Here is a 20,999-nt window from a genome sequence, read left to right as displayed (position 1 = left end):
CACCCGCTTTGCGTCGGTCCGCAGGCCTTTTGTTTTATGATGTGCGCGCTTTTCCCGATCTCCCGCAACGCCCGCATGGACGGCGCGCGCGGGACCCGCTGCACCGCTGGAGCACACCTTGAATTCATCGTCACCCCGTTTTTCGCGCCGCGCGTTTTCGCTCGCGGCCGCTTCGTCCGTCCTTGCCGCCTGCACGACCACGAGCGGCGGCGTCTCGGGCGGAACCGCTGCCGTCCCGCCGACGAAGACCGAACCGCAGCAGCCGATGCGCATCGGCCTCGCGCTCGGCGGCGGCGCCGCGCGCGGCTTCGCGCACATCGGCGTGATCAAGGCGCTGGAGGCGCGCAACGTGCGCGTCGATCTGGTGGCGGGCACGAGCGCGGGCTCGGTGATCGCGGCGCTATACGCGTCGGGGATGAACGGCATCGCGATCAACAAGCTCGCGCTGACGATGGACGAAGCCTCCATCAGCGACTGGGCGATGCCCTTTCGCGCGCGCGGCATTTTGCAGGGCGTCGCGCTGCAGAACTACCTGAACAAGACGCTCGACAATCGTCCGATCGAAAAGATGACGAAGCCGCTCGGTATCGTCGCCACGGATCTGAAAAGCGGCCAGCCGATCCTCTTTCAGCGCGGCAACACGGGCGTCGCGGTGCGTGCGTCGTGCAGCGTGCCGTCGATTTTCGAGCCGGTGAAGATCGGCGAGCGCGAGTATGTCGACGGCGGTCTCGTGAGTCCGGTGCCGGCCGCGTTCGCGCACAAGATGGGCGCCGATTTCGTGATCGCCGTGGATATCTCCGCGCGGCCTGAGAGCGGCCTCACGTCGAGTTCCTTCGACGTGCTGATGCAGACGTTCACCATCATGGGCCAGACGATCAAGGCCTACGAACTCGATAAATACGCGGACGCGGTGATCCGCCCGAACCTCGCCGCGATGAGCAGCGGCGATTTCAGCCAGCGCAACGCATCGATTCTCGCGGGCGAGGAAGCGGTGGCGAAAATGTGGCCGACGCTGCAACGCCAATTGGCGGAACGCGGCGCGCGGGTCTGAGCTTTCCCCCCGAAATGCGACGAGGCCACGCAATTCTGCGCGGCCCCGTGCTTTTCGCCGTCGTGCGCTAGCGCAGCGACTTCACCCTTTCGGCGGTCACATCGGCGCTCTGGCCGCCCCATGTCGCGCGAAGGTAGTTCGCGAGCTGTTCATCGTTGTAGACGCCTGCGAAACCGGGCATCGCCTGCATGCTCTCCACGCCCGCGAAACGCTGCGCCTCGATGCCGTCGAGCATCTACGCGATCAGGTTGCGCGGATCGCTCTGGCGCAGGGTCGAATTTCCATTCATCGCGACCGCGACGTGCGGCTTGCCCTGACCGTCGAAGCCATGGCAGCCCGCGCATGAATCGAGGCCTTGCTTCGCGATGCCCGTGGCGAAGGACGCCTGAAGGTCCGCGCCCGTCCAGCCGCGCGCGGCGAGCGCGGCGGGCGTGATGTCCGGCGCGCCGATGCGGCCCAGATCGCCGCCCTGCAAGGTCTTCGCGTCCTGCATCTGGCCGAACGCGCCCCGCGGCGTGTGGCATTCCGCGCAGTGGCCGAGCGCGTGGGCGAGATAGCGCCCGCGCGTCCAGTCGGCGGATTGTCCCGTCGATGCATCCGGAAGCGTGTCTTTCAAAAACAGCATGTCCCACAGGCGCACGGCAAAACGCACGTTGTACGGGAATCGCAGATCGGCCTCGACGCTCGGCGCCGTCACGGGCTTCTGCGTCATCAAATAAGCGTAGATCGCGTCGCTGTCCTCGCGCGACATCTGCCGATACGACGTGTACGGCATCGCGGGATAGAGCTTGTGCTTCGGCGTCACGCCGTCATGCAGCGCGGCGTAGAAATCATCGGCGCTCCATGTGCCGATCCCGTGCTTTGCGTCGGGCGTGATGGGATCGCCCGAAGGCCGTCCGCGCGCGACGTGGCCTCACGAACGCGCGGTCGCGATCGCGAGATTGATTTGCATTGCAAAATGATGACGCGCGATGTCCGAGCGGCTACCGCGCTGCGAATGGATGCGTGTGAATTGATTGCCGCCAAATGGCAGAGGCCGCGATTTTAAGTGCGCGACATGACGGCAACAACGCTCGGGGCGTCAAGTTTCGTCAAGATTGCAAATGACGGAGCAACACGAGCGACGCGCAGAAAACAAAACGGCGGCTTCTTGCGAAGCCGCCGTTGCCGAGCCGAAGCTGGAACCGGAGATCAATAATCCGCGTCTTCGATCCACGCTGCCTGGATCGCTTCCAGAATCTTCTCGTTGGATTTTTGTGGATCGTCGTCGAAACCGTCCAGTTCCGTGATCCAGCGATGCAGGTCAGTGAAACGCACATATTGGGGATCGATATCCTGATGCGCGTCGGTGAGTGCCATCGCGATGTCCTGAGTATCTGTCCACTTCATGGGCGAGCCTCCTGTCAGTGATTTTCTTTGGCGTGATTGATGGAGTACCGCGGGATCTCCACTACCAGATCCTCGTCGGCAGGCACCATTGCCTGACATGATAACCGCGATGTCGGTTCGAGACCCCACGCTTTGTCGAGCAGATCGTCCTCGTCTTCTTCGGACGGTTCGAGCGCGTTGAAGCCCTCGCGAATGATGACGTGGCACGTCGTGCACGCGCACGATTTCTCGCAGGCGTGCTCGATCTCGATGCCGTGTTCCAGCAGGTTGTCGCAGATGCTCTTGCCGAGGTCGGCGTCGATCACCGCGCCATCCGGACAAAGCTCCACGTGAGGCAGCACAACGATTTGAGGCATGGGACTGATTTTCCGTAAATGCTTGTTTGTTCGATATCGGCGCGACGATCAGACGTCGTCGAGCTTGCGGCCCGCGAGCGCGCGGCGAATGCTCTTGTTCATGCGGCGCGCGGCGAATTCGTCGGTGCCGGTGGCGAGCGCCTTGGTCGCGTCTTCGATGCTCTCGACCGAATCGCCGTTCGCGAGCGCCGCCAGTGCGGCCACGAGCGTCTGGATCTGAACGCGCTCGTCGTCGTCGAGCAGTTCGCCGTCGGCTTCGAGCGCGACGTGCGTCGCTTCGATCAGGCGCTCCGCTTCCACCTGCGCCTCGCGCAACGCGCGCGCGCGCATGTCGACATCCGCGGTCCTGAAGCTTTCTTCGAGCATCCGGGCGACTTCGTCGTCGGCGAGGCCGTACGACGGTTTCACCACCACCGACGCCTCCACGCCCGACATCTGCTCGCGCGCGAACACGGACAGCAGACCGTCCGCATCGACCTGATAGGTCACACGAATGCGCGCAGCGCCCGCGGCCATCGGCGGAATGCCGCGCAGCTCGAAACGCGCGAGCGAGCGGCAATCGGAGACGAGCTCGCGCTCGCCCTGGACGACGTGAATCGCCATCGCCGTCTGGCCGTCCTTGAAGGTCGTGAAATCCTGCGCGCGGGCGGTCGGGATCGTCGAATTGCGCGGCACGATCTTCTCGGTCAGGCCGCCCATCGTTTCGACGCCGAGCGACAGCGGAATCACGTCGAGCAGCAGCCAGTCGTCGCCTTCGCCGCGGCGGTTGCCGGCGAGCAGATCGGCCTGAATCGCGGCGCCGAGCGCGACGACCTGGTCCGGATCGAGATTGATCAGCGGCGGCTGGCCGAAGAACGCCTCGACCGCGCGGCGGATCACCGGCATGCGCGTCGCGCCGCCGACCAGCACGACGCCCTTGATATCGCCGGCCGCTACTTTCGCGTCGCGCAGCGCCTTTTTCGTCGGCGCGAGCGTGCGCGCGACGAGCGCTTCCGTCAGCGCGGCGAATTGTGCTTCGGTCACGGCGACGTCGATTTCGCGGCCGGTCGAAAGTGTCGCCTGCACGCGCGTTTCGGGCGCATCGGACAGCGCTTCCTTCGCGGTGCGCACGCGATCGAGCAACAGGCGCACGTCTTCCGGCGTGTCGAGCGCGACGCCCGCCTGCGCCAGCACATGGCGATACAGCGCGTGGTCGAAATCGTCGCCGCCGAGCGCGGAATCGCCGCCCGCCGCGAGCACTTCGAACACGCCCTTCGTCAGTTTGAGAATCGACAGGTCGAAGGTGCCGCCGCCGAGGTCATAGACCGCGTACAGGCCTTCCGAGCCGTTGTCCAGACCGTAGGCGATCGCCGCCGCGGTCGGCTCGTTCAGCAGTCGCAGCACGTTGAGGCCCGCGAGCTTAGCCGCGTCCTTGGTCGCCTGCCGCTGGGCTTCGTCGAAATAGGCGGGCACCGTGATCACCGCGCCGACGAGATCCTCGCCGAGCGTGTCTTCCGCGCGATATCGCAGCGTCGCGAGAATTTCCGCCGATACTTCGACCGGGCTCTTCACGCCGTCGACGGTACGGATCTGCACCATGCCGGGCGCGTCGATGAAATCGTACGGCGCGTTCTCCGCGCCCTCCACTTCGCTCTTGCCGCGGCCCATGAAGCGCTTGACCGAGACGATCGTGTTGCGCGGGTCGGTGACGGCTTCTTCCTTCGCGGTGCGGCCGATGCGTCGCCCGCCCTTCTCCAGATAGCGCACGACCGACGGCAGCAGCACGTGACCGTCCTCGTCGGGCAGCGCTTCGGGCACGCTGCTGCGCACGGCCGCGACGAGCGAGTTCGTCGTGCCGAGATCGATGCCGACCGCCACGCGCCGCTGATGCGGCGCCGGCGCCATGCCGGGTTCTGAGATTTGCAGTAAAGCCATCTTTGGTCTTATGGGGTTGGGTGCGGCTGTGTCGTCTTACGCGTGTTCCAGCCGTTCGATTTGCGCGCCGATTTCATGCGCCACGCGTTCGATGAACATCAACTGGCGCACTGCCTCGCTCGCGGCCTGATCCGACCGGCTGTCGACGAGCGCCGCGAGTTTTGTGAAGCGCACGCGCTCTTCGTCGCGCAGTTCGTCGAGCAATGCTTCGAGTGCGCCGATATTCTTCGCGCCCGCCGCATCCTCGATATTTTCGCGCCATTCCATCTGCTGCATCAGGAACGCGGGCTCCATCGCGGTGTTGTTCTCCGCATCGACGTCGATGCCGCGCAGCGACAGCATGTAGCGCGCGCGCTTCAACGGATCGCGCAGCGTCTGGTACGCCTCGTTCGCGTGCGTCGCCCACTGCATCGCGACACGCTTCTGCGCGTCGCCGGCGGCGGCGAAACGGTCGGGATGCACTTGCGTCTGCACGGTGCGGTAAGCGTCGTCGAGTTTCTGCTGGTCGACGGCGAAGGTCTGCGGCAGATCGAAGAGATCGAAGTGACTGTCGGTAAGCGAGGCCATGCTATGTCAATGGATTCAGTGTGCGCTAATGAAAAAGGCGGCACGCGCCGCCTCTTTTGCCGATGCCGCCGGCGTCGTCCACGTCAGATGCGGAACGATTCGCCGCAGCCGCACTCGTCCTTCGCGTTCGGATTGTTGAACTTGAAGCCTTCGTTCAGGCCTTCGCGGGCGAAGTCCAGCTCGGTGCCGTCGAGATACGGCAGACTCTTCGGATCGATGATGATCTTCACGCCCGCTGTCTCGAACACGGTGTCTTCCGGCGCGAGTTCATCGACATATTCGAGCTTGTACGCCAGACCCGAACAGCCCGTCGTGCGCACGCCCAGCCGCAGGCCGACGCCCTTGCCGCGCCGCGTCAGATACTTCTGCACGTGTTGTGCCGCTTTATCCGTCAACGTGATTGCCATAGTCTTCGCTTCTCTCTTCGCGGCGCCTTGCTCATGCATGGCGCCCGCTTTCGTCACTTACGCCGCGTGCTGCTTCGCTTCCGACGCCTGTGCTTCCGGCGCTGCAACGCCATGACGCTGCTTGTAGTCGGCCACTGCGGCCTTGATCGCGTCTTCCGCGAGGATCGAGCAGTGGATCTTCACCGGCGGCAGCGCCAGTTCTTCGGCGATCTGCGTGTTCTTGATGGTGAGCGCCTGATCCAGCGTCTTGCCCTTCACCCACTCGGTGACGAGCGAGCTCGATGCGATCGCGGAACCGCAGCCGTACGTCTTGAACTTCGCGTCCTCGATCACGCCATCCGCGCCCACGCGGATCTGCAGTTTCATCACGTCGCCGCAAGCCGGCGCGCCGACCATGCCGGTGCCGACCGTGTCGTCGTCCTTCGAGAAGGAGCCGACGTTGCGCGGGTTTTCGTAGTGGTCCAGAACCTTGTCGCTATAAGCCATGATTCAAACTCTCCTTTATTCGGTAACGCGCGTCGCTCAGTGCGCGGCCCACTGGATGGTCGAGATGTCGATGCCGTCCTTGTGCATTTCCCAGAGCGGCGACAGATCGCGCAGCTTCGCGATCTTGGTCTTCAGCAGGTTGATCACGTAGTCGACGTCCTGCTCGGTGGTGAAACGGCCGACCGTGAAGCGGATCGAGCTGTGCGCGAGTTCGTCGTTGCGGCCGAGCGCGCGCAGCACATACGAAGGCTCCAGCGACGCCGACGTGCACGCCGAACCCGACGACACCGCGACATCCTTCACCGCCATGATCAGCGATTCGCCTTCGACGAAATTGAAGCTGATATTGAGGTTGTGAGGCACACGCTGTTCCATGTCGCCGTTCACATACACCTCTTCCATGTCCTGCAGTCCCTTCAGCAGACGGTCGCGCAGCATGCGGATGCGCTCGTTCTCCGTCGCCATTTCTTCACGCGCGATGCGAAACGCCTCGCCCATGCCGACGATCTGATGCGTCGCGAGCGTGCCCGAACGCATGCCGCGCTCGTGACCGCCGCCATGCATCTGCGCCTCGATGCGAATGCGCGGCTTGCGGCGCACGTACAGCGCGCCGATGCCCTTCGGGCCATACGTCTTGTGCGCCGAGAACGACATCAGGTCGACCTTCAGCTTTTGCAGGTCGATCTGGATCTTGCCGGTGGCCTGCGCCGCATCGACGTGAAAAATGATGCCCTTCTCACGCGTGATCTCGCCGATTGCCTCGATGTCCTGGATCACGCCGATTTCGTTGTTCACGCTCATGACCGACACGAGGATCGTGTCCGGGCGGATCGCCGCCTTGAGCTTGTCGAGATCGATGAGACCGTCGTCCTTCACGTCGAGATACGTGACTTCGTAACCTTCGCGCTCCAGCTCACGGGTGGTGTCGAGCACGGCTTTGTGCTCGGTCTTCACCGTGATGATGTGCTTGCCCTTGCTCTTGTAGAAGTGCGCGGCGCCCTTGATGGCCAGATTGTCCGATTCCGTTGCACCCGACGTCCAGATGATCTCGCGCGGGTCGCAATTGACGAGCGCCGCGACGTTCTCGCGCGCTTCCTCGACCGCACGCTCCGCATCCCAGCCGTATTGATGGCTGCGCGAGGCCGGATTGCCGAACTGCTCGCGAAGATACGGGATCATCTTGTCCACCACGCGCGGGTCGACGGGCGTCGTCGCGCTGTAGTCCATGTAAATGGGCAGGTGGGGAATATCGTTGTTCATCAGTCGCTCCGGGAAAATCGGTCAAAGCTCTTGGCTGGGACGCTCTTTCTATGCGCGCGGCTCGTGCCGGCGCGGCGTTTGTGTCATCCAGCCAGGTTGAAAATGGAATTCGGACCCTTCGGCACGACGCGCGCAGCCTCGACGGCCGATTCGGCGCGGCGGTCGCGCAGGACAGTAGCCGAGCCTTCGCGTGCGCGCTGCTGGTCGACCAGATCCTTCAACGAGACGGAATCGAGATACTCGACCATCTTCTGGTTGAGTGTCGCCCAGAGCTCGTGCGTCATGCAGTGGCCATCGTGCTGCTTGGTGCCTTCGCAGGTGCCCTTGCCGCCGCATTGCGTGGCGTCGATCGGCTCGTCGACCGCGATGATGATGTCCGCCACCGTGACGTTTTCCGCGCGGCGCGCGAGGTTGTACCCGCCGCCCGGTCCGCGCACGGATTCGACGATCTCATGCCGCCGCAGCTTGCCGAAGAGCTGTTCGAGATAGGAAAGCGAGATGCGCTGGCGCTGACTGATGCCTGCCAGCGTCACCGGGCCCTGCTCCTGGCGCAACGCCAGGTCGATCATCGCCGTGACGGCGAAACGGCCTTTCGTGGTGAGTCTCATAATTGGGGGCTACCGCTAATACTCGATGATTTTCGTCAAGTATAAATATCCCACAGTTTTAGTCAAGTATCCCGGGCGAGATAAGTAGTTTTTTAACTTAGTTTTTTGCGATGGCACGGCCGGCGCGCTAACGCCTGCCGTCAGGCTGTCAGTTGGGCGCGCAAGGCGTTCAGCAAGCCCTCGCACGCGTCCTCGCACTGATCGAGGACTTTCTCAAAGCCTTCTGCGCCGCCGAAATAGGGGTCGACCACGACGCGACTGTCGTCGCGCGTGGCGAATTCCATCAGCAGACGAATCTTGTCGCGATGCTCGGGCGGACAGACGGCCGTCAACGCGGCTGCGTTGGCGTCGTCCATGACGATGAACAGATCGAAGCGTGCGAAATCGGCAGCGGCGACCTGACGACCGCGCAGGTTCGACAGATCGTAGCCGCGATTCTTCGCCGCCTTCTGGGCGCGCTCGTCGGGTGGTTCGCCGATATGCCAGTCGCCCGTGCCCGCCGAATCGATGACGATCCGGTCCGCCAGATTCGCGCGCTCGACGAGTTCGCGCATCACCGCTTCCGCGCTGGGCGAGCGGCAGATGTTGCCGAGACAGACGAAGCAGACCGCGATCGAGTTCATCTAAAGCCGGGAGAAGTCGTGAAGCCCGGCGGCGTCAGCCAAAGCCAGCCGCCGGAATGCGTCCCGGATTATACAAAAGGGCACACTTTCCCGCCCGATCGGCTCACTCGCCGCGATGGATGTCGTGCGTGACGAAGCGGGATTCGCCGTTGGGCATGTCGAGCCAGTCGCGATGCGCGAGCGTGCGGCGGATATCGGTGAGACCGCTTTCCCAGTGCTCGCGCATCGTCGAGAAACCGAACTGGTAGTCCTTGTAGTGGCCCTCGTATTCCTTGTGGCGGTAGATCAGGTGAATGATGTTGTAACGCTTCGAACACGCGAGTTCGGCAGCGAGGCGGCACCATTCGTCGTTCTTGCGAGTCTCTTCGGGCACGAGGTCGAGCACGTGCTGCAACACGTTCCGGTAGCGCTGCGAGCGCTGCATCTGATCCGTGACGAGACGCGTGCGGCTCGAATACTGCACGTCCTTCATGCGCCCCATCACGTCGACGATACTGTCCGGCACCGGCCCGCGCGCGCTCCACAGATCGACCTGAAAGGCGAGCGTGTCGCGGCGCGGCGTCGCCTGCGCGATCTCGTAGAGCGGCGTGTTCGACATGAGGCCGCCGTCCCAGTAGAACTGACCGTCGATCTCGACCGCGGCGAAACCGGGCGGCAGCGCGCCCGAAGCGATGAAATGCTCGGCGCGCAGTTTGATCTGCGCGTTGTCGAAATAGGCGAAATTGCCGGTCGCGACGTTCACCGCGCCGACCGACACGCGCGTCTCGCCGGAATTGATGCGGTCGAAATCGCACAGACGCTCGAGCGTGGCCTTGAGCGGCGTCGTGTCGTAGTAGCTCGCGGTTTGCGGCGAACTCGATGCAATCGGCGACGGCGTCGGCAAGCGTGGCACGAAAAAGCCCTTCTGCCCTTCGACGAGCGCACCGAACGCCTGCATCGCGGTGAAAGCCTTGCGGATCTCATCGGCGGAATCGAACAGCGCGCGCTCGACGAACGCCGGCAACGGGAAACCGAATGCGGGCTGGCAGATCGTCTCCCAGAACTCCACGAGACGCGTCACGCGATGCTCCGGCGCGTTGCCCGCGATGATCGCCGTGTTGAGCGCGCCGATCGAGATGCCGGCGATCCAGTTCGGATGAATGCCCGCTTCGTGCAGCCCCTGATAGACGCCTGCCTGATAAGCGCCGAGCGCCCCGCCGCCCTGCAGCATCAGCGCGATCGTTTCGTAAGGCGGCAACCGGATGCCAGATTGCGTGCGCGCCTCGTTCTGGTTCCGCGCGCTTCCCCGTTGTACTGCTTGTTCGTTTTCGATTTCCGACATCCCGCGTCTTCTCCCTTATTGCATGAACCAGCCGTGACTCACGACGAACGATTGTCCCGTCAGCGCCGCCGTTTCGAACGCGGAAAGGAACAGCACGGTCTGCGCGACATCGTCGACGGTCGTGAACACGCCGTCCACCGTGCCGCCGAGCATCACGCGCCTGATGACTTCCTCTTCGCTGATCTTCAGTTCCTTTGCCTGTTCGGGAATCTGCTTGTCGACGAGCGGCGTGCGTACGAAACCCGGGCAAACGACGTGCGAGCGCACGTTGTGCGCGGCGCCCTCCTTCGCGAGCACGCGCGCGAGGCCGAGCAAGCCGTGCTTCGCGGTCACATAGGCCGACTTGAGCGGCGAAGCCTCGTGCGAATGCACCGAACCCATGTAGATCACGACGCCGCCGCGATCGTCCTTGTACATGTGCTTCAACGCGGCTTTGGTGGTGAGGAACGCGCCATCGACGTGGATGGCCAACATCTTCTTCCAGTCGGCATACGCGTAGTTTTCGATCGGGTTGACGATCTGGATGCCCGCGTTCGACACGAGGATGTCCACCGCGCCGAGTTCCGACGCGACGCGATCGATGCCCTGATTGACGGCGTCTTCGTTGGTCACGTCCATCGCGATGCCGATGGCCTTGCCGCCCTTGCCGCGAATTTCCTCGGCGACGGCGTCCGCACCCGCCTGATTCAGATCGGCGATGGCGACCGCCGCGCCCGCGCCCGCGAGCGTAAATGCGATCGCGCGGCCGATGCCGCTCGCCGCGCCCGTCACGACCGCGGTCTTGCCGTCGAGCTTTCCGTTTGATGACATGCGACACTCCTTTCCAGTGGAAGACATCGGGTGTATGACACCATTCATCGGCGCGGCCATCCAGCTGGCCGTTCGGCGTAGGAAACTTCTCACCGCGTCGGAACGCCTAGGCCTTTCGGCCGGCTGCTCGCGCATGCCCGGCAGCGGTTATTGTGCATGAAGGACGTGACGCGCTGCAGTGAAAGCTGGCGTCACGAACATTGCGTCGGACGGCGTGGGCTAGAATGGGCGCCCTTTCGCCGCAGCTTTTCCATCCTGTTTTTTACGCCCCGCGCGGGCCTCTCGTCATGCTCAGTTATCGTCACGCCTTTCATGCGGGCAATCACGCCGATGTGCTGAAACACGCGATCGTCATCCAGATGCTTCGCTATCTCGGCCTGAAGGACAAATCGTATTGGTATATCGATACGCACGCCGGCGCCGGTGTCTACTCGCTCACCGAAGGCTTCGCGACAAAGAACGCGGAGTTTCAGACGGGCATCGGCAAGCTTTGGGATCGCGGCGATCTGCCGCCGCTCCTCGCGGACTACGTCGATGAAGTGAAGGCGTTGAATCCCGAGGGCGATCTGCGCTTTTATCCCGGCTCGCCCTATCTTGCCTGGCGCGCGATGCGCGAGCAGGACCGCATGCGGCTTTTCGAGCTGCACAGCACGGAAATCGACGTGCTGCGCCACAATTTCCGCGATGCCGGCCGGCGCGCGATGATCTACGAAGGCGACGGCTTCGACGGCATCAAGGCGCTTCTCCCGCCACCGTCGCGCCGGGCGCTCGTGCTGATCGATCCGTCGTATGAGGACAAGCGCGACTATGCGCGCACGCTCACGTGTCTCGAGGAAAGCCTCAAGCGTTTCGCGACGGGAACCTACGCAGTCTGGTATCCGATCGTCACGCGCATGGAGTCGCAGCGTTTCGCCGACCAGTTGAAGGCGATTCAGCCGAACGGCTGGCTGCACGCGGCCCTGATGGTGAGAAAACCGCCGACGGACGGCTTCGGCCTGTTCGGTAGCGGCATGTTCGTGTTCAATCCGCCGTACACGCTGGCGAAGGAACTGAAGACGTCACTGCCCTTTCTCGTCGACGCGCTCGGCGAAGACGGCGATGCATCCTTCAAGCTGGAACATCGCGCGGATTGAGTGCAGCTCACTATCAGGGATAAGGAGTACGCGGGTTCCTCGGCCGCACTCCGTGGCCCGGCTGCACAGGAACGCTGCTCTGTCCGCTCGAATACTCGACGTACGGCGACACCACGATCGGCTGGTCCGCCTGCTGCGGGAGGCCGGGCAAGGTTGCCATCGGCACCATGCCGGGGCCGCCGAGCGGCCCGCTCTGAAGCACCGTTCCGCCGCTCACGCCGCTGTGAATGCCGGTCTGCGTATCGAGCACGAGGGGCTCGCCGCCCGGCTTGGCGAATGTCACTTGCGACGCGGACAGAGTCAGCGCAAGCGTGATCGCAAAGCGCATGCGGCGGCGGATAGTCGTCGTGTGATTGATGTGGCCTCGCATCGCTCGCTCTTTTATGTAGACAAAACTGCTTTACCTTACCCCGGTGGCAAGCTTTAGGCTAGGCGTGCCGATCTGGAAGCATGTTGGCAACCGCCCTTTCACAGGAGATTCGATGAAATCCATAAGAATCGCGCTCGCGATCTTCACCGCCCTCTGCAGCGCGACCGCAATCGCACAGACCACCGCGCCCGCGAGTGACGCGATGCCCGGTATGAACATGGAGCAGCACGCGCCCAAGCCCACGGATGTCTCGTCCACCGCGGCGTTTCAGGCCGCCGATCAGAAAATGATGTCGGGCATGTCGAGCATCGAATACACGGGCGACGCCGACCGGGATTTCGTCGCGCACATGATTCCGCATCATCAGGGCGCGGTGGAGATGGCGAAGGTCGAATTGAAGTACGGAAAGGACGCGAAGCTGCGCAAACTGGCGAAGGATGTCATCGCCGCGCAGGAAAAGGAAATCGCATTCATGAAGCAATGGCTGGAGCAGCATCCGCACAAGCATTGATGGTAGATGCCCGGCCCGGCGACGCGCGTGCCGCGCGCCAAAGCAAAAGCCCCGCATTGCGGGGCTTTTCAACTTTCACGTTCGGCGGCTTTTACGCCACGAACGAAACGCTTACGCGTTGTAGCCGTTCGTTTCGAGCGAGCGGATGCGCTGTTCGAGCTGGACGATGTCCGTCGATTGCGCAAGATACGCTTCGCGGCGACGCTGCTCGGCAGCTTCAAACCACATGCTCAGTTTTTCGATCAGGAATGCAAACATGATGTTCTCCAAGGTCTCTAGAAGATCCCTGGCAGTTCGGGTCAGGGATTACCCGCATCAGGGAATACCCGGATTATAGATGAAAACCCTGACGGAGTGCTAGTGAAATGCTTGAATACTGTGCATACGGATTCGGAATGGTGCGGGCAGAGTCCTTGCTTAAATCGCTGATTTTTCAGATGATTAGTTGATTTGCACACATATCTGCTGTCGGATACGCACCAGCACGGTGCGTTTACTGCGCAAGCTTGTCGAGAATCGGGCAATCCGGCCGGGCGTCGCCATGACAGTGGTTCGCAAGATGCGACAGCGTGTCGCGCATTTCCGTCAGTTCGGCAATTCGCCGGTCCAGTTCCGCGACGTGTTCCAGTGCGATCGACTTCACTTCGGCGCTTGCACGCGACCGGTCCTGCCATAAGGCCAGGAGTTTTCGAATATCCTCGACGAGAAAGCCGAGCCGGCGCGCCTGTCGCACGAAACGCAGCGCGTGCACTTCCTGGTGGCCGTACACGCGATATCCCGCCGATGTCCGCCCGACCGGATTGAGCAATCCGACGCTCTCGTAATAGCGAATCATCTTTGCCGTCACGCCCGACGCGCGGGCCGCTTCGCCGATATTCATGCCTGTTCCTCAAAAAATGTCGCTTCGACTCTACACCTTCCCATCATGGCAAGGTATACGATGTCGCCGATCAACGCTTTTTCAAGAGGAAACCGCTATGACCGAATTCGAAGTCCAAGGCATGAGTTGCCAGCACTGCGTCGCGGCCGTGACGCGCTCGATCCAGGAAATCGATCCGCAGGCGCAGGTTCGCGTGGATCTGGAGCGAGGCCGGGTCGCCGTTGAATCGGCGCAATCGAACGATGCGTTGAAAGACGCCATCGACGAGGCGGGCTACACGGTCGTCGGCGTCGCGTCCGCATGAGCGCGGGCGGGCGTTTTACCGTCGCCCTCATTGGCGCGTCGGGACTTCTGGGCCGTGCCGTCGCCGCCGAACTGGCGAGCGCGCCCGGCGCAGAGGAATGGCGCATCGTGCGCACGGCCCGCAGCCGCGCCGACGCACAGAGCGTGAAACTCGATCTGCTCGATCATGAAGCGGTGCGCGCGTTCCTTCGCGAACTCGCGCCCGATGCGATCGTCGTCGCGGCGGCGGAGCGGCGTCCTGACATCTGCGAAAACGATCCGGCGCTCGCTCGCGCGTTGAACGTGGAGGCATTGAGCGTGATCGCGAGCGAGGCGCGCTCGCTCGGCGCGTGGGTGCTGTCTATTTCGACCGACTACGTGTTCGACGGCGCCGCTCCGCCCTATCTTCCCGACGATGCGCCCGCGCCGCTCAACGCCTACGGCCAAAGCAAACTGGACGGCGAACGCGCGTTGCTCGCGGGCGATCCGGCGTCCTGCGTGCTGCGCCTGCCGTTGCTTTACGGTCCGTTCACCGAGTGGAACGAATCGGCGGTAACGAGCCTCACGTCCGCGATCGTCAAGTGCGCCGATCCAGCGAACCCGCCCGCTTCGATGGACGCCTGGGCGACGCGCTATCCGACTTTCACGCCGGATGTCGCCGTGGTGATTCGCGGCATGCTCGAACATCACGCGAAGGGCGCGACGATCTCCGGCATCACGCAATGGTCCGGCGACGAACCGATGACGAAGTTCGATATCGCCCGACGCATCGCGCGCGTGCTGAACGTGGACGCGAAGCTCGTCGCGCAGCGCACGCCGACCGACGCGACCCCGCGCCCGCGCGACTGCCATCTCGATTCCGGCCGGCTGGAAGCGCTCGGCATCGGCCGGCGCACGCCGTTCGATGTCGCCATCGCCGGACTGCTCGCACGGTATCCGGACGTCTCGTCTCAGTGAAAATCGCGGCTCGGCGCGGCAAGGCGGCCGAGCAGCGCGCTATGGTCTTCGAGCCGCTGCGCCACCAGATGCCGCACCTCGCCCTCCATTTGCCAGACGCCATGTACGCCGAGCAGCGACGCCCCTAGCAGCACCTTGCGCTGCTTCTCGACGAGTCCGGGCCAGACGATCACGTTGATCGCGCCGGTTTCGTCTTCTATCGAGACGAAAATCGTCCCGTTTGCCGTGCCCGGCCGCTGCCGCACGGTCACGATGCCGCACGCTCGCACGAAGCGTCCGTTTCTGATGTCCGCCAGTTCGGCCGCTGTCTTGAAACGCATGTGCGCCAGCTTGCCGCGCAGAAGAGCGAGCGGATGACGATTGAGCGTGAGCCCGAGACTCGCGTAATCGTCGACGATTTCGCGGCCTTCCGATGCCTCCGGCAGCAGGAGCGGCGCCTCGCTCATCGGCGCATCGCGCAGCAATTCGGGCGCGCGCTGCTGCGCCGTGACCGCCCACCACGCCTGACGCCGATGCCCCGCGATGCTCGCGAGCGCATTCCCCGCCGCAAGCTCTTCGAGCTCGCGGCGCGACAAGTCCGCACGACGCGTGAGATCGTCGACATCGGTGAACGGCGCTTGCGCGCGCGCGGCCATGATGCGCTCGGCCGCCGCCTGCGGGAGACCCTTGATCAGTTGCAGACCGATCCGCACGCCCGGCCCTTTCGCGCCGTATTGCCGTCCATCCAGTTCGACGCGCTTTCTGAGCTTGCGCGCCCCGCGCCGCACCGTCTTCCGAAACACGCGATCCGACTCGGCCGCGCCGTAGAACTGCTGACGCCGCCGCTCCTTGCCGGCATCGAACACGATGCGCTCGCCGTTGCCGGGCCGCGCTTCCAGCACCGATTCCCAGTCGCTCAGCGAAACGTCGGGCGCGAACACCGGCACGCCGTGGCGCTTTGCGTCCTGAACGAGTTGCGAAGGCGAATAAAAGCCGAGCGGCTGGCTGTTCAGCAGACCGGCGAGAAAAGCCGCGGGCTCGTAACGCTTGATCCACGCGCTGATATAGACGAGCAGCGCGAAGCTCGCCGAGTGACTCTCCGGAAAACCATACTCGCCGAAACCCTCGATCTGCTTGCACACGCGCGCTGCGAAATCGTGCTCGTAACCGCGCGCGAGCATCTTTTTCATGAGATCGGCCTGATATTTCTCCAGATGACTGCCGCGACGCCACGCGGCCATCGCGCGGCGCAACTGGTCGGCCTGCTCCGCCGTGTAGCCGGCCGCGACCATCGCGAGCTTCATCACCTGCTCCTGAAAGATCGGCACGCCGAGCGTGCGGCCGAGCACCGGCCGCAATTCCTCTTTCGGATAGTCCTCCTCTTCCAGCCCCTGCTTGCGGCGCAGATACGGATGCACCATGCCGCCCTGGATCGGGCCGGGCCGCACGATCGCCACTTCGATCACGAGGTCGTAATACTTCTGGGGCCGCAAGCGCGGCAGCATGCTCTGCTGCGCGCGCGATTCGATCTGAAACACGCCGATGGTGTCCGCGCGGCAGCACATCTCGTAGACCGCCTTGTCCTCGCGGCGAATATGCGCGAGACCGAAGCCCGGCACGCCGCGCCGCAGCGCGACGAATTCGAGCGCGCGCCGGATCGCGGACAGCATGCCGAGCGCGAGCACGTCCACTTTCAGGAGCTTCAACTGATCGATATCGTCCTTGTCCCACTGGATCACGCAGCGGTCTTTCATCGCGGCGTTTTCGATCGGCACGAGCCGCGACAACCGCTCCCGCGCGATCACGAAGCCGCCGACGTGCTGCGACAGATGTCGCGGAAAGCCGCGCAACTCGCGCGTCAAGCGGATGAGATGCTTCGTGACATGCGAATCGTCGCTGAAGCCCGCTTCCCTGAGATAGCCCGCGACCGCCGACGGTCCGTCCCACCACTGCTGCGACTTGCCGATGCGCTCGATCAGCGACGCATCGAGCCCGAGCGCCTTGCCGACATCCTTCAGCGCACTGCGCGTGTGATACGTGATGAGCGAGGCCGCCAGCGATGCGCGATGCCGTCCGTATTTTTGATAGATGTACTGGATCACTTCCTCGCGCCGCTGATGCTCGAAATCGACATCGATATCGGGTGGCTCGTTGCGCGCTTGCGAAATGAAGCGCTCGATCAGCAAGTCCATCCGGACCGGATCGAGCTCGGTGATGAAAAGGCAATAGCAGATGATCGAATTCGCCGCCGAGCCGCGCCCCTGACACAGAATCCCTTTGCTGCGCGCAAAAGCGACGATGTCATAGACCGTCAGGAAGTACTTCTCGTATTCAAGCGCGGCGACGAGCGCCAGCTCTTTTTCCATAAGACCGATCGTCTCGGCATCCATGCCGTTCGGCCAGCGTTGCAGCGCGCCCGCGATCACCTGCTTGCGCAGATAACTCGCGGGCGTCTCGCCGGGCGGCACCAGTTCTTCGGGATATTCGTACCTGAGTGAGTCGAGCGTGAACGTGCAGCGTGCGGCCACCTTCAGCGTTTCCCTGATCGCCTCCTTGGGATACAGCGCGCCGATACGCAGCCGCGTGCGCAGATGCCGCTCCGCGTTCGCTTCGAGCGCATAACCGCAGTCGGCGAGCGGCCGGTTCAGGCGAATCGCGGTCAAGGTGTCCTGCAAGGGCTTGCGCGAACGCGCATGCATCAGCGCGCCGCTCGCCGCGACGAGCGGCAATCCGCTCGCTTCGGCCATCACGCGACACGAAGCGAGACGTTCGTCGTCGCTGCCGTCCTGCCAGAGTTCCAGCGCGAGCCACGCGCGGCCCGCGGCGAAACTGGCCAGCCAGTGCGCGCGATCGAGCGTATCGGCGAGCGTCGCTGAGCGCTGCGGCACGAGAATCAGAAGGCAATCGGGCAAGTGCTTCAGATGCGCGATATCGCCGCGCAGATCTGCCGTATTGGATGAGGCGGCGGGATTGGTGAAGTCTTCCGGGCCCAGCTTGTAGCTGCCTTTGGGCGCACGCGAGCGCGCAAGCGAAATCAGCTCCGACAGGTTGCCGTAGCCTGCGCGATTCGTCGCGAGCGCGATCAGTGTGCAGAATGCTTCGCCGTCTTCATCGGTGAGATGCAGTTCGCTGCCGATGATCAGCTTCAGTTCTTGCTTCTTCGGCGGCGGTTCGCCGGCAAGCCGCGCGGCTTCGGCATCGGCTTGCGCTTTCGCTTCGATGTCCTTGATCGCGGCATGCGCACGCACGACGCCCGCGAGCGAGCATTCATCCGTGATCGCGAGCGCGGTATAGCCATGTTCGAGCGCGGCCGCAGCCAGTTCCTGCGGATGCGACGCGCCGCGCAGGAACGAGAAGTTGCTCAGGCAATGCAGTTCGGCGTAACCGGGCAACAACGCCGACGAGCCCAGCGATGCCGCCTTGTCATTGTTTTCGTCGCCTTCGCTCAGGCCGATGATGTCGCTCAAATCATCCATGGCGGCGTCATCCGAAAAAACCGTGCAGAAACCAGCATCCGCTCAGACGTTCGCGATAGAGCCAGAACATGCGGCCGCGATCGTCGGCGGCGACGTAGTAATCGCGCTGGACGCCGTTGCCGTCCCACCATCCCGCCTCGATGCGCTCGGTCCGGCTGATGAGCTTAAGCGGACGTTGATAGAACGGCCGCTCGTTGCGCAACATCAGCTTTTGCGGCGTTTCGAGTATCCACGCGGGCCGCGGCTGCGAAGGAACAGCCAGGTCGGGAAGTGCGAGCGGTCCATCGGATTCGGTTGGCGCTTCGGGTTCTGTCTCGATCGGCGCGTCCGCTTTTGCTGTTTGAGTCTCCGGTGACTTCTTGCCTCGCTTCGGCTTTGCTTCGCGCTCGGGTTTATAGGCTTCGACCGTCATCGCCGCTTCGGGCCGATGATCGTCCCGTGCGACCAGTTGCACGACATTCTCGGCGCCGAGCCGCGCGCTCAGGCGTTCGAGCAGTTGCGCCATCGATTCGCTGTCGGAGCCCGGCATCGGAAACAGGGTGTCGGGCGGCGGCGCGTGTTCGCTGACCTTGTCGGCCAGAAGCTTCATCTCGATCACGGGCGCTGCGAGCTTCGTCTGATTCAGCTTCTCGCGCAACAGCCAGAGGATGTGATCGGCTTCGCGCGTCGGCACGGCCCACGCCACCTTGAACGTCGACGTTTTCGGCGCATGACGGGCGGCCAGTTCGTGCTCGAGCAACAGCGAGAATTCGCTGACGGCCGCATGATGCGCGCTCAGCCAGCCTGCGAGTTGCAGCACGAGACGGCGGGCGGCGAACAGCAGCGCGTCGGCGTTTTCCACGCGTGCCTGCAGTTCGAGCCGCGCTTCGAACGACGCCGGCGCGCAAAACGCCTCGCGCGGGTCGGGCGCCTGTCCGTATGCCTGCGCGAGCCATTGCAGGATGCCTTGCCCGAACCGTCGCGCGACACCCTTGCGCGGCAGACGGCGCAGATCGGCGAGCGTAGTACAACCGATCTGTTCGAACACGTTGCCCTGCGAATGCGCCGACGGCACGAGCGATACGGGTAGCTCATCGAGCACGCGTACGAGCGTCGTCTCTTTCACGATACGCACGCGACGCGCCACACGGCGCGTGCGCGCGTGCGCCAGCAACCATGCGCCCCACGCAGTCGGCGCGCAACCCATGCGCGAGGTGAAGCCGCATCCTTTCACCGTCGACGTCGCCCTGGACAGCAACGCGCGCAGTCCGCCGAAGAGCCGCATGCTCGCGCCGACTTCGAGCAGCACCGTGTTCGCATGGGCCAGCACGACTTTGGGCGTGAACGCGAGCAGCGCCAGCGCAACGGCTTCGAGTGCGCGCTGCTCTTCGCGAATATCGACGGCGAGCAACGTCAGCTGGGGCGCCAGCGCGAACGCATGCGAGCGCGTGGAGCCAGGCCGCACGCCGAGCCGAAACGCGACGAGATCGGGCATCAGGATGCGCGCGTGATCGGCGAGCGCGAAGCATGGCTGATCGATATCATTCGGCGTCGATGCGGCTCCAGGCGAGATCGAACTCGCTGATGCCGAGGGCATCGATGGCGGCCTGACTGCTTCGAGCGATAAAAGCGGCAATGTCACCGCTATCCACAACATGTTTGACCTCTCGTGCTTTCCTTGCCTGATGCGCACGACGAATATGTTCGGGCAGCGCAGGCATCTGCAACGGCACGCTCAACCGCAACGGCTTGCCCAGCAATGGACCGCGCCGCTTGATGATGTCGATTTCGAGCATGACGGCCTGCATCCATTCGCGACGGTTCATCGTCTGCGCGTTGGCAGGAAGTATCGGCTTGCAGACCATGCGCAGCGGCGCAGCGGATGATTGCTTCGCCGCTTTGAGCGGGCGGAACAGGAACGCCAGCGACTGCGCGTCTTGAGCCGCCACTTGCAACCTTCGCAGCGCATCGGAACGCACTTGCGGTAGCCAGATCAGCACAGCGCCGATGCCGTCCTGCTTCAGCGACTGTTCCGCCGCCCAGAGCACCTGATCCTCGGGCGCCTTGACCCAGACGAGTTTGTTCACAGAGATGTTCATCGCCCGAAGCGCGGCCAGATTGGGCTTCCACGGTGGCGCGACGAAGATGACGGAGCGGCCTTTGCTTGCCGTCAGTTCACGAAGCGTGTGCGCGAGCAGCCTGATTTCACCGACGCCACTCTCCTCGATCAGCAATTCGGTGACTGAGCCGGGCATCCATCCCGCACCTGGCAAGGCGAGATCGAGCGCCCGAAAGCCGCTCGAGATGATGTTCGAGTCGGGATCGTTGATCGGACTGCCCTGCCAGACCTGACGCTGCAGATGCGATGTCAGCCCGATATCGAGCAATGAAAGTGCTGCGCCCATGAGTTTCCCCGTCCAGCGAATGCAAGGGCCTGCTCATGGTTCGAGCGCTCGGCGACCTCTGGTTTTACTGTATATTTATACAGTATTTTGATGCGGGAAGGTAAACAAGAGGACGAGGAGGAAGAAATGGGGCTGAAACGCAAAAACCCCACCTTTGCGGGGTGGGGTTTTTGTTTGTAGCATGAGGAGCCTGACGATTACCTACTTTCACACGGGAGCTCCGCACTATCATCGG

22 protein-coding genes and 1 pseudogene are annotated in these 20,999 nt (G+C 63.5%); 5 read left to right on the top strand and 18 right to left on the bottom strand.

Translation table 11 applies throughout. The features are described from left to right. The first annotated feature begins 118 nt into the window (after positions 1-118). Complete coding sequence (locus tag AWB80_RS35600) at positions 119-1,051, top strand: patatin-like phospholipase family protein (protein WP_061179335.1); 933 nt, start codon at positions 119-121, stop codon at positions 1,049-1,051. Between the two features lie 67 nt (positions 1,052-1,118). Here AWB80_RS35600 and AWB80_RS35595 read toward each other — a convergent pair. The 12 genes and pseudogenes from AWB80_RS35595 to AWB80_RS35540 all read right to left on the bottom strand — a co-directional run. Then, positions 1,119-1,937 (bottom strand): annotated as a pseudogene (locus AWB80_RS35595) (c-type cytochrome); the annotation flags it as partial. A gap of 305 nt (positions 1,938-2,242) precedes the next feature. Next, positions 2,243-2,440 (bottom strand): Fe-S cluster assembly protein IscX, encoded by a 198-nt coding sequence (iscX, locus tag AWB80_RS35590; protein WP_061179333.1) that lies wholly within the window; start codon positions 2,438-2,440, stop codon positions 2,243-2,245. A 14-nt stretch (positions 2,441-2,454) separates the two neighbouring features. Beyond that, complete coding sequence (gene fdx / locus AWB80_RS35585) at positions 2,455-2,796, bottom strand: ISC system 2Fe-2S type ferredoxin (protein ID WP_061179332.1); 342 nt, start codon at positions 2,794-2,796, stop codon at positions 2,455-2,457. A gap of 48 nt (positions 2,797-2,844) precedes the next feature. After that, positions 2,845-4,710 carry a Fe-S protein assembly chaperone HscA gene (hscA, locus tag AWB80_RS35580; RefSeq protein ID WP_061179331.1) on the bottom strand — a complete coding sequence of 622 codons (1,866 nt, stop codon included), beginning with the start codon at positions 4,708-4,710 and terminating at the stop codon, positions 2,845-2,847. A gap of 36 nt (positions 4,711-4,746) precedes the next feature. Beyond that, positions 4,747-5,277 carry a Fe-S protein assembly co-chaperone HscB gene (gene hscB / locus AWB80_RS35575; RefSeq protein ID WP_061179330.1) on the bottom strand — a complete coding sequence of 177 codons (531 nt, stop codon included), beginning with the start codon at positions 5,275-5,277 and terminating at the stop codon, positions 4,747-4,749. An 83-nt stretch (positions 5,278-5,360) separates the two neighbouring features. Continuing rightward, complete coding sequence (iscA, locus tag AWB80_RS35570) at positions 5,361-5,684, bottom strand: iron-sulfur cluster assembly protein IscA (protein ID WP_061179369.1); 324 nt, start codon at positions 5,682-5,684, stop codon at positions 5,361-5,363. Between the two features lie 57 nt (positions 5,685-5,741). After that, positions 5,742-6,170: a Fe-S cluster assembly scaffold IscU gene (iscU, locus tag AWB80_RS35565; RefSeq protein WP_061179329.1), complete on the bottom strand. Its 429-nt coding sequence runs from the start codon at positions 6,168-6,170 to the stop codon at positions 5,742-5,744. A gap of 36 nt (positions 6,171-6,206) precedes the next feature. Then, entirely contained in the window at positions 6,207-7,430 is a 1,224-nt protein-coding gene (locus AWB80_RS35560) for an IscS subfamily cysteine desulfurase (protein WP_061179328.1), read from the bottom strand. 83 nt (positions 7,431-7,513) lie between these two features. Further along, positions 7,514-8,038 (bottom strand): Fe-S cluster assembly transcriptional regulator IscR, encoded by a 525-nt coding sequence (iscR, locus tag AWB80_RS35555; RefSeq protein ID WP_061179327.1) that lies wholly within the window; start codon positions 8,036-8,038, stop codon positions 7,514-7,516. A gap of 140 nt (positions 8,039-8,178) precedes the next feature. Further along, the gene (locus tag AWB80_RS35550) at positions 8,179-8,661 is read right to left on the bottom strand and encodes a low molecular weight protein-tyrosine-phosphatase (RefSeq protein WP_061179326.1); all 483 of its coding nucleotides are present in this window, start codon (positions 8,659-8,661) and stop codon (positions 8,179-8,181) included. Between the two features lie 103 nt (positions 8,662-8,764). Next, entirely contained in the window at positions 8,765-9,982 is a 1,218-nt protein-coding gene (locus AWB80_RS35545) for a DUF3734 domain-containing protein (RefSeq protein WP_061179325.1), read from the bottom strand. A 15-nt stretch (positions 9,983-9,997) separates the two neighbouring features. Continuing rightward, positions 9,998-10,792 (bottom strand): 3-hydroxybutyrate dehydrogenase, encoded by a 795-nt coding sequence (locus AWB80_RS35540; protein ID WP_061179324.1) that lies wholly within the window; start codon positions 10,790-10,792, stop codon positions 9,998-10,000. Positions 10,793-11,079: 287 nt separating this feature from the next. Between AWB80_RS35540 and AWB80_RS35535 the strand changes: the two genes are divergently transcribed. Further along, the gene (locus AWB80_RS35535; RefSeq protein WP_061179323.1) at positions 11,080-11,925 is read left to right on the top strand and encodes a 23S rRNA (adenine(2030)-N(6))-methyltransferase RlmJ; all 846 of its coding nucleotides are present in this window, start codon (positions 11,080-11,082) and stop codon (positions 11,923-11,925) included. A gap of 13 nt (positions 11,926-11,938) precedes the next feature. Here the strand turns inward: AWB80_RS35535 and AWB80_RS35530 are convergent, their stop codons facing one another. Further along, a complete protein-coding gene (locus AWB80_RS35530) occupies positions 11,939-12,295 on the bottom strand; it encodes a hypothetical protein (RefSeq protein WP_061179322.1) in 357 nt (118 codons plus the stop codon). 112 nt (positions 12,296-12,407) lie between these two features. On the opposite strand from AWB80_RS35530, the gene copM reads away from it, so the two are divergent. Continuing rightward, positions 12,408-12,806, top strand: coding sequence for a CopM family metallochaperone (gene copM, locus AWB80_RS35525; protein ID WP_061179321.1), 399 nt, complete (start codon positions 12,408-12,410; stop codon positions 12,804-12,806). A 111-nt stretch (positions 12,807-12,917) separates the two neighbouring features. Here copM and AWB80_RS35520 read toward each other — a convergent pair whose 3' ends face one another. Next, complete coding sequence (locus tag AWB80_RS35520) at positions 12,918-13,064, bottom strand: DUF3563 family protein (RefSeq protein WP_087131847.1); 147 nt, start codon at positions 13,062-13,064, stop codon at positions 12,918-12,920. 235 nt (positions 13,065-13,299) lie between these two features. Next, the gene (gene cueR, locus AWB80_RS35515; protein ID WP_061179320.1) at positions 13,300-13,686 is read right to left on the bottom strand and encodes a Cu(I)-responsive transcriptional regulator; all 387 of its coding nucleotides are present in this window, start codon (positions 13,684-13,686) and stop codon (positions 13,300-13,302) included. 97 nt (positions 13,687-13,783) lie between these two features. On the opposite strand from cueR, the gene AWB80_RS35510 reads away from it, so the two are divergent. Both AWB80_RS35510 and AWB80_RS35505 read left to right on the top strand, forming a co-directional pair. Beyond that, positions 13,784-13,990 (top strand): heavy-metal-associated domain-containing protein, encoded by a 207-nt coding sequence (locus AWB80_RS35510; RefSeq protein WP_061179319.1) that lies wholly within the window; start codon positions 13,784-13,786, stop codon positions 13,988-13,990. Further along, on the top strand, positions 13,987-14,925 hold the full coding sequence (locus AWB80_RS35505) for a dTDP-4-dehydrorhamnose reductase family protein (protein WP_061179318.1): 939 nt from the start codon (positions 13,987-13,989) through the stop codon (positions 14,923-14,925). The genes AWB80_RS35510 and AWB80_RS35505 overlap by 4 nt, the downstream gene beginning before the upstream one ends. Here the strand turns inward: AWB80_RS35505 and AWB80_RS35500 are convergent. The 3 genes from AWB80_RS35500 to imuA are packed head-to-tail and all read right to left on the bottom strand — an operon-like array spanning position 14,919 to position 20,764. Next, the gene (locus AWB80_RS35500) at positions 14,919-18,380 is read right to left on the bottom strand and encodes an error-prone DNA polymerase (RefSeq protein ID WP_244206908.1); all 3,462 of its coding nucleotides are present in this window, start codon (positions 18,378-18,380) and stop codon (positions 14,919-14,921) included. The two genes, AWB80_RS35505 and AWB80_RS35500, sit on opposite strands and share 7 nt — an antisense overlap. A gap of 7 nt (positions 18,381-18,387) precedes the next feature. Then, positions 18,388-19,956: a Y-family DNA polymerase gene (locus tag AWB80_RS35495; RefSeq protein WP_061179317.1), complete on the bottom strand. Its 1,569-nt coding sequence runs from the start codon at positions 19,954-19,956 to the stop codon at positions 18,388-18,390. Beyond that, positions 19,901-20,764, bottom strand: coding sequence for a translesion DNA synthesis-associated protein ImuA (imuA, locus tag AWB80_RS35490; protein ID WP_061179316.1), 864 nt, complete (start codon positions 20,762-20,764; stop codon positions 19,901-19,903). The genes AWB80_RS35495 and imuA overlap by 56 nt, the downstream gene beginning before the upstream one ends. Positions 20,765-20,999 lie beyond the last annotated feature (235 nt).

Origin of the sequence: Caballeronia pedi (assembly GCF_001544915.2) — a bacterium.
In the GTDB taxonomy this organism is placed as follows: domain Bacteria; phylum Pseudomonadota; class Gammaproteobacteria; order Burkholderiales; family Burkholderiaceae; genus Caballeronia; species Caballeronia pedi.
This window is presented reverse-complemented; position numbering and strand designations above follow the sequence as displayed.

What these genes read in the sequence shown, in the direction of transcription:
- cueR (WP_061179320.1), bottom strand. Translation starts at nt 13,686, where the DNA reads ATGAATATCGGCGAAGCGGCCCGCGCGTCGGGCGTGACGGCAAAGATG.
- AWB80_RS35520 (WP_087131847.1), bottom strand. Translation starts at nt 13,064, where the DNA reads ATGTTTGCATTCCTGATCGAAAAACTGAGCATGTGGTTTGAAGCTGCC.
- iscX (WP_061179333.1), bottom strand. Translation starts at nt 2,440, where the DNA reads ATGAAGTGGACAGATACTCAGGACATCGCGATGGCACTCACCGACGCG.
- AWB80_RS35500 (WP_244206908.1), bottom strand. Translation starts at nt 18,380, where the DNA reads ATGGATGATTTGAGCGACATCATCGGCCTGAGCGAAGGCGACGAAAAC.
- AWB80_RS35540 (WP_061179324.1), bottom strand. Translation starts at nt 10,792, where the DNA reads ATGTCATCAAACGGAAAGCTCGACGGCAAGACCGCGGTCGTGACGGGC.
- copM (WP_061179321.1), top strand. Translation starts at nt 12,408, where the DNA reads ATGAAATCCATAAGAATCGCGCTCGCGATCTTCACCGCCCTCTGCAGC.
- hscA (WP_061179331.1), bottom strand. Translation starts at nt 4,710, where the DNA reads ATGGCTTTACTGCAAATCTCAGAACCCGGCATGGCGCCGGCGCCGCAT.
- hscB (WP_061179330.1), bottom strand. Translation starts at nt 5,277, where the DNA reads ATGGCCTCGCTTACCGACAGTCACTTCGATCTCTTCGATCTGCCGCAG.
- AWB80_RS35535 (WP_061179323.1), top strand. Translation starts at nt 11,080, where the DNA reads ATGCTCAGTTATCGTCACGCCTTTCATGCGGGCAATCACGCCGATGTG.
- AWB80_RS35545 (WP_061179325.1), bottom strand. Translation starts at nt 9,982, where the DNA reads ATGTCGGAAATCGAAAACGAACAAGCAGTACAACGGGGAAGCGCGCGG.
- AWB80_RS35510 (WP_061179319.1), top strand. Translation starts at nt 13,784, where the DNA reads ATGACCGAATTCGAAGTCCAAGGCATGAGTTGCCAGCACTGCGTCGCG.
- AWB80_RS35495 (WP_061179317.1), bottom strand. Translation starts at nt 19,956, where the DNA reads ATGCCCTCGGCATCAGCGAGTTCGATCTCGCCTGGAGCCGCATCGACG.
- AWB80_RS35560 (WP_061179328.1), bottom strand. Translation starts at nt 7,430, where the DNA reads ATGAACAACGATATTCCCCACCTGCCCATTTACATGGACTACAGCGCG.
- AWB80_RS35530 (WP_061179322.1), bottom strand. Translation starts at nt 12,295, where the DNA reads ATGCGAGGCCACATCAATCACACGACGACTATCCGCCGCCGCATGCGC.
- fdx (WP_061179332.1), bottom strand. Translation starts at nt 2,796, where the DNA reads ATGCCTCAAATCGTTGTGCTGCCTCACGTGGAGCTTTGTCCGGATGGC.
- iscU (WP_061179329.1), bottom strand. Translation starts at nt 6,170, where the DNA reads ATGGCTTATAGCGACAAGGTTCTGGACCACTACGAAAACCCGCGCAAC.
- iscA (WP_061179369.1), bottom strand. Translation starts at nt 5,684, where the DNA reads ATGGCAATCACGTTGACGGATAAAGCGGCACAACACGTGCAGAAGTAT.
- iscR (WP_061179327.1), bottom strand. Translation starts at nt 8,038, where the DNA reads ATGAGACTCACCACGAAAGGCCGTTTCGCCGTCACGGCGATGATCGAC.
- imuA (WP_061179316.1), bottom strand. Translation starts at nt 20,764, where the DNA reads ATGGGCGCAGCACTTTCATTGCTCGATATCGGGCTGACATCGCATCTG.
- AWB80_RS35550 (WP_061179326.1), bottom strand. Translation starts at nt 8,661, where the DNA reads ATGAACTCGATCGCGGTCTGCTTCGTCTGTCTCGGCAACATCTGCCGC.
- AWB80_RS35505 (WP_061179318.1), top strand. Translation starts at nt 13,987, where the DNA reads ATGAGCGCGGGCGGGCGTTTTACCGTCGCCCTCATTGGCGCGTCGGGA.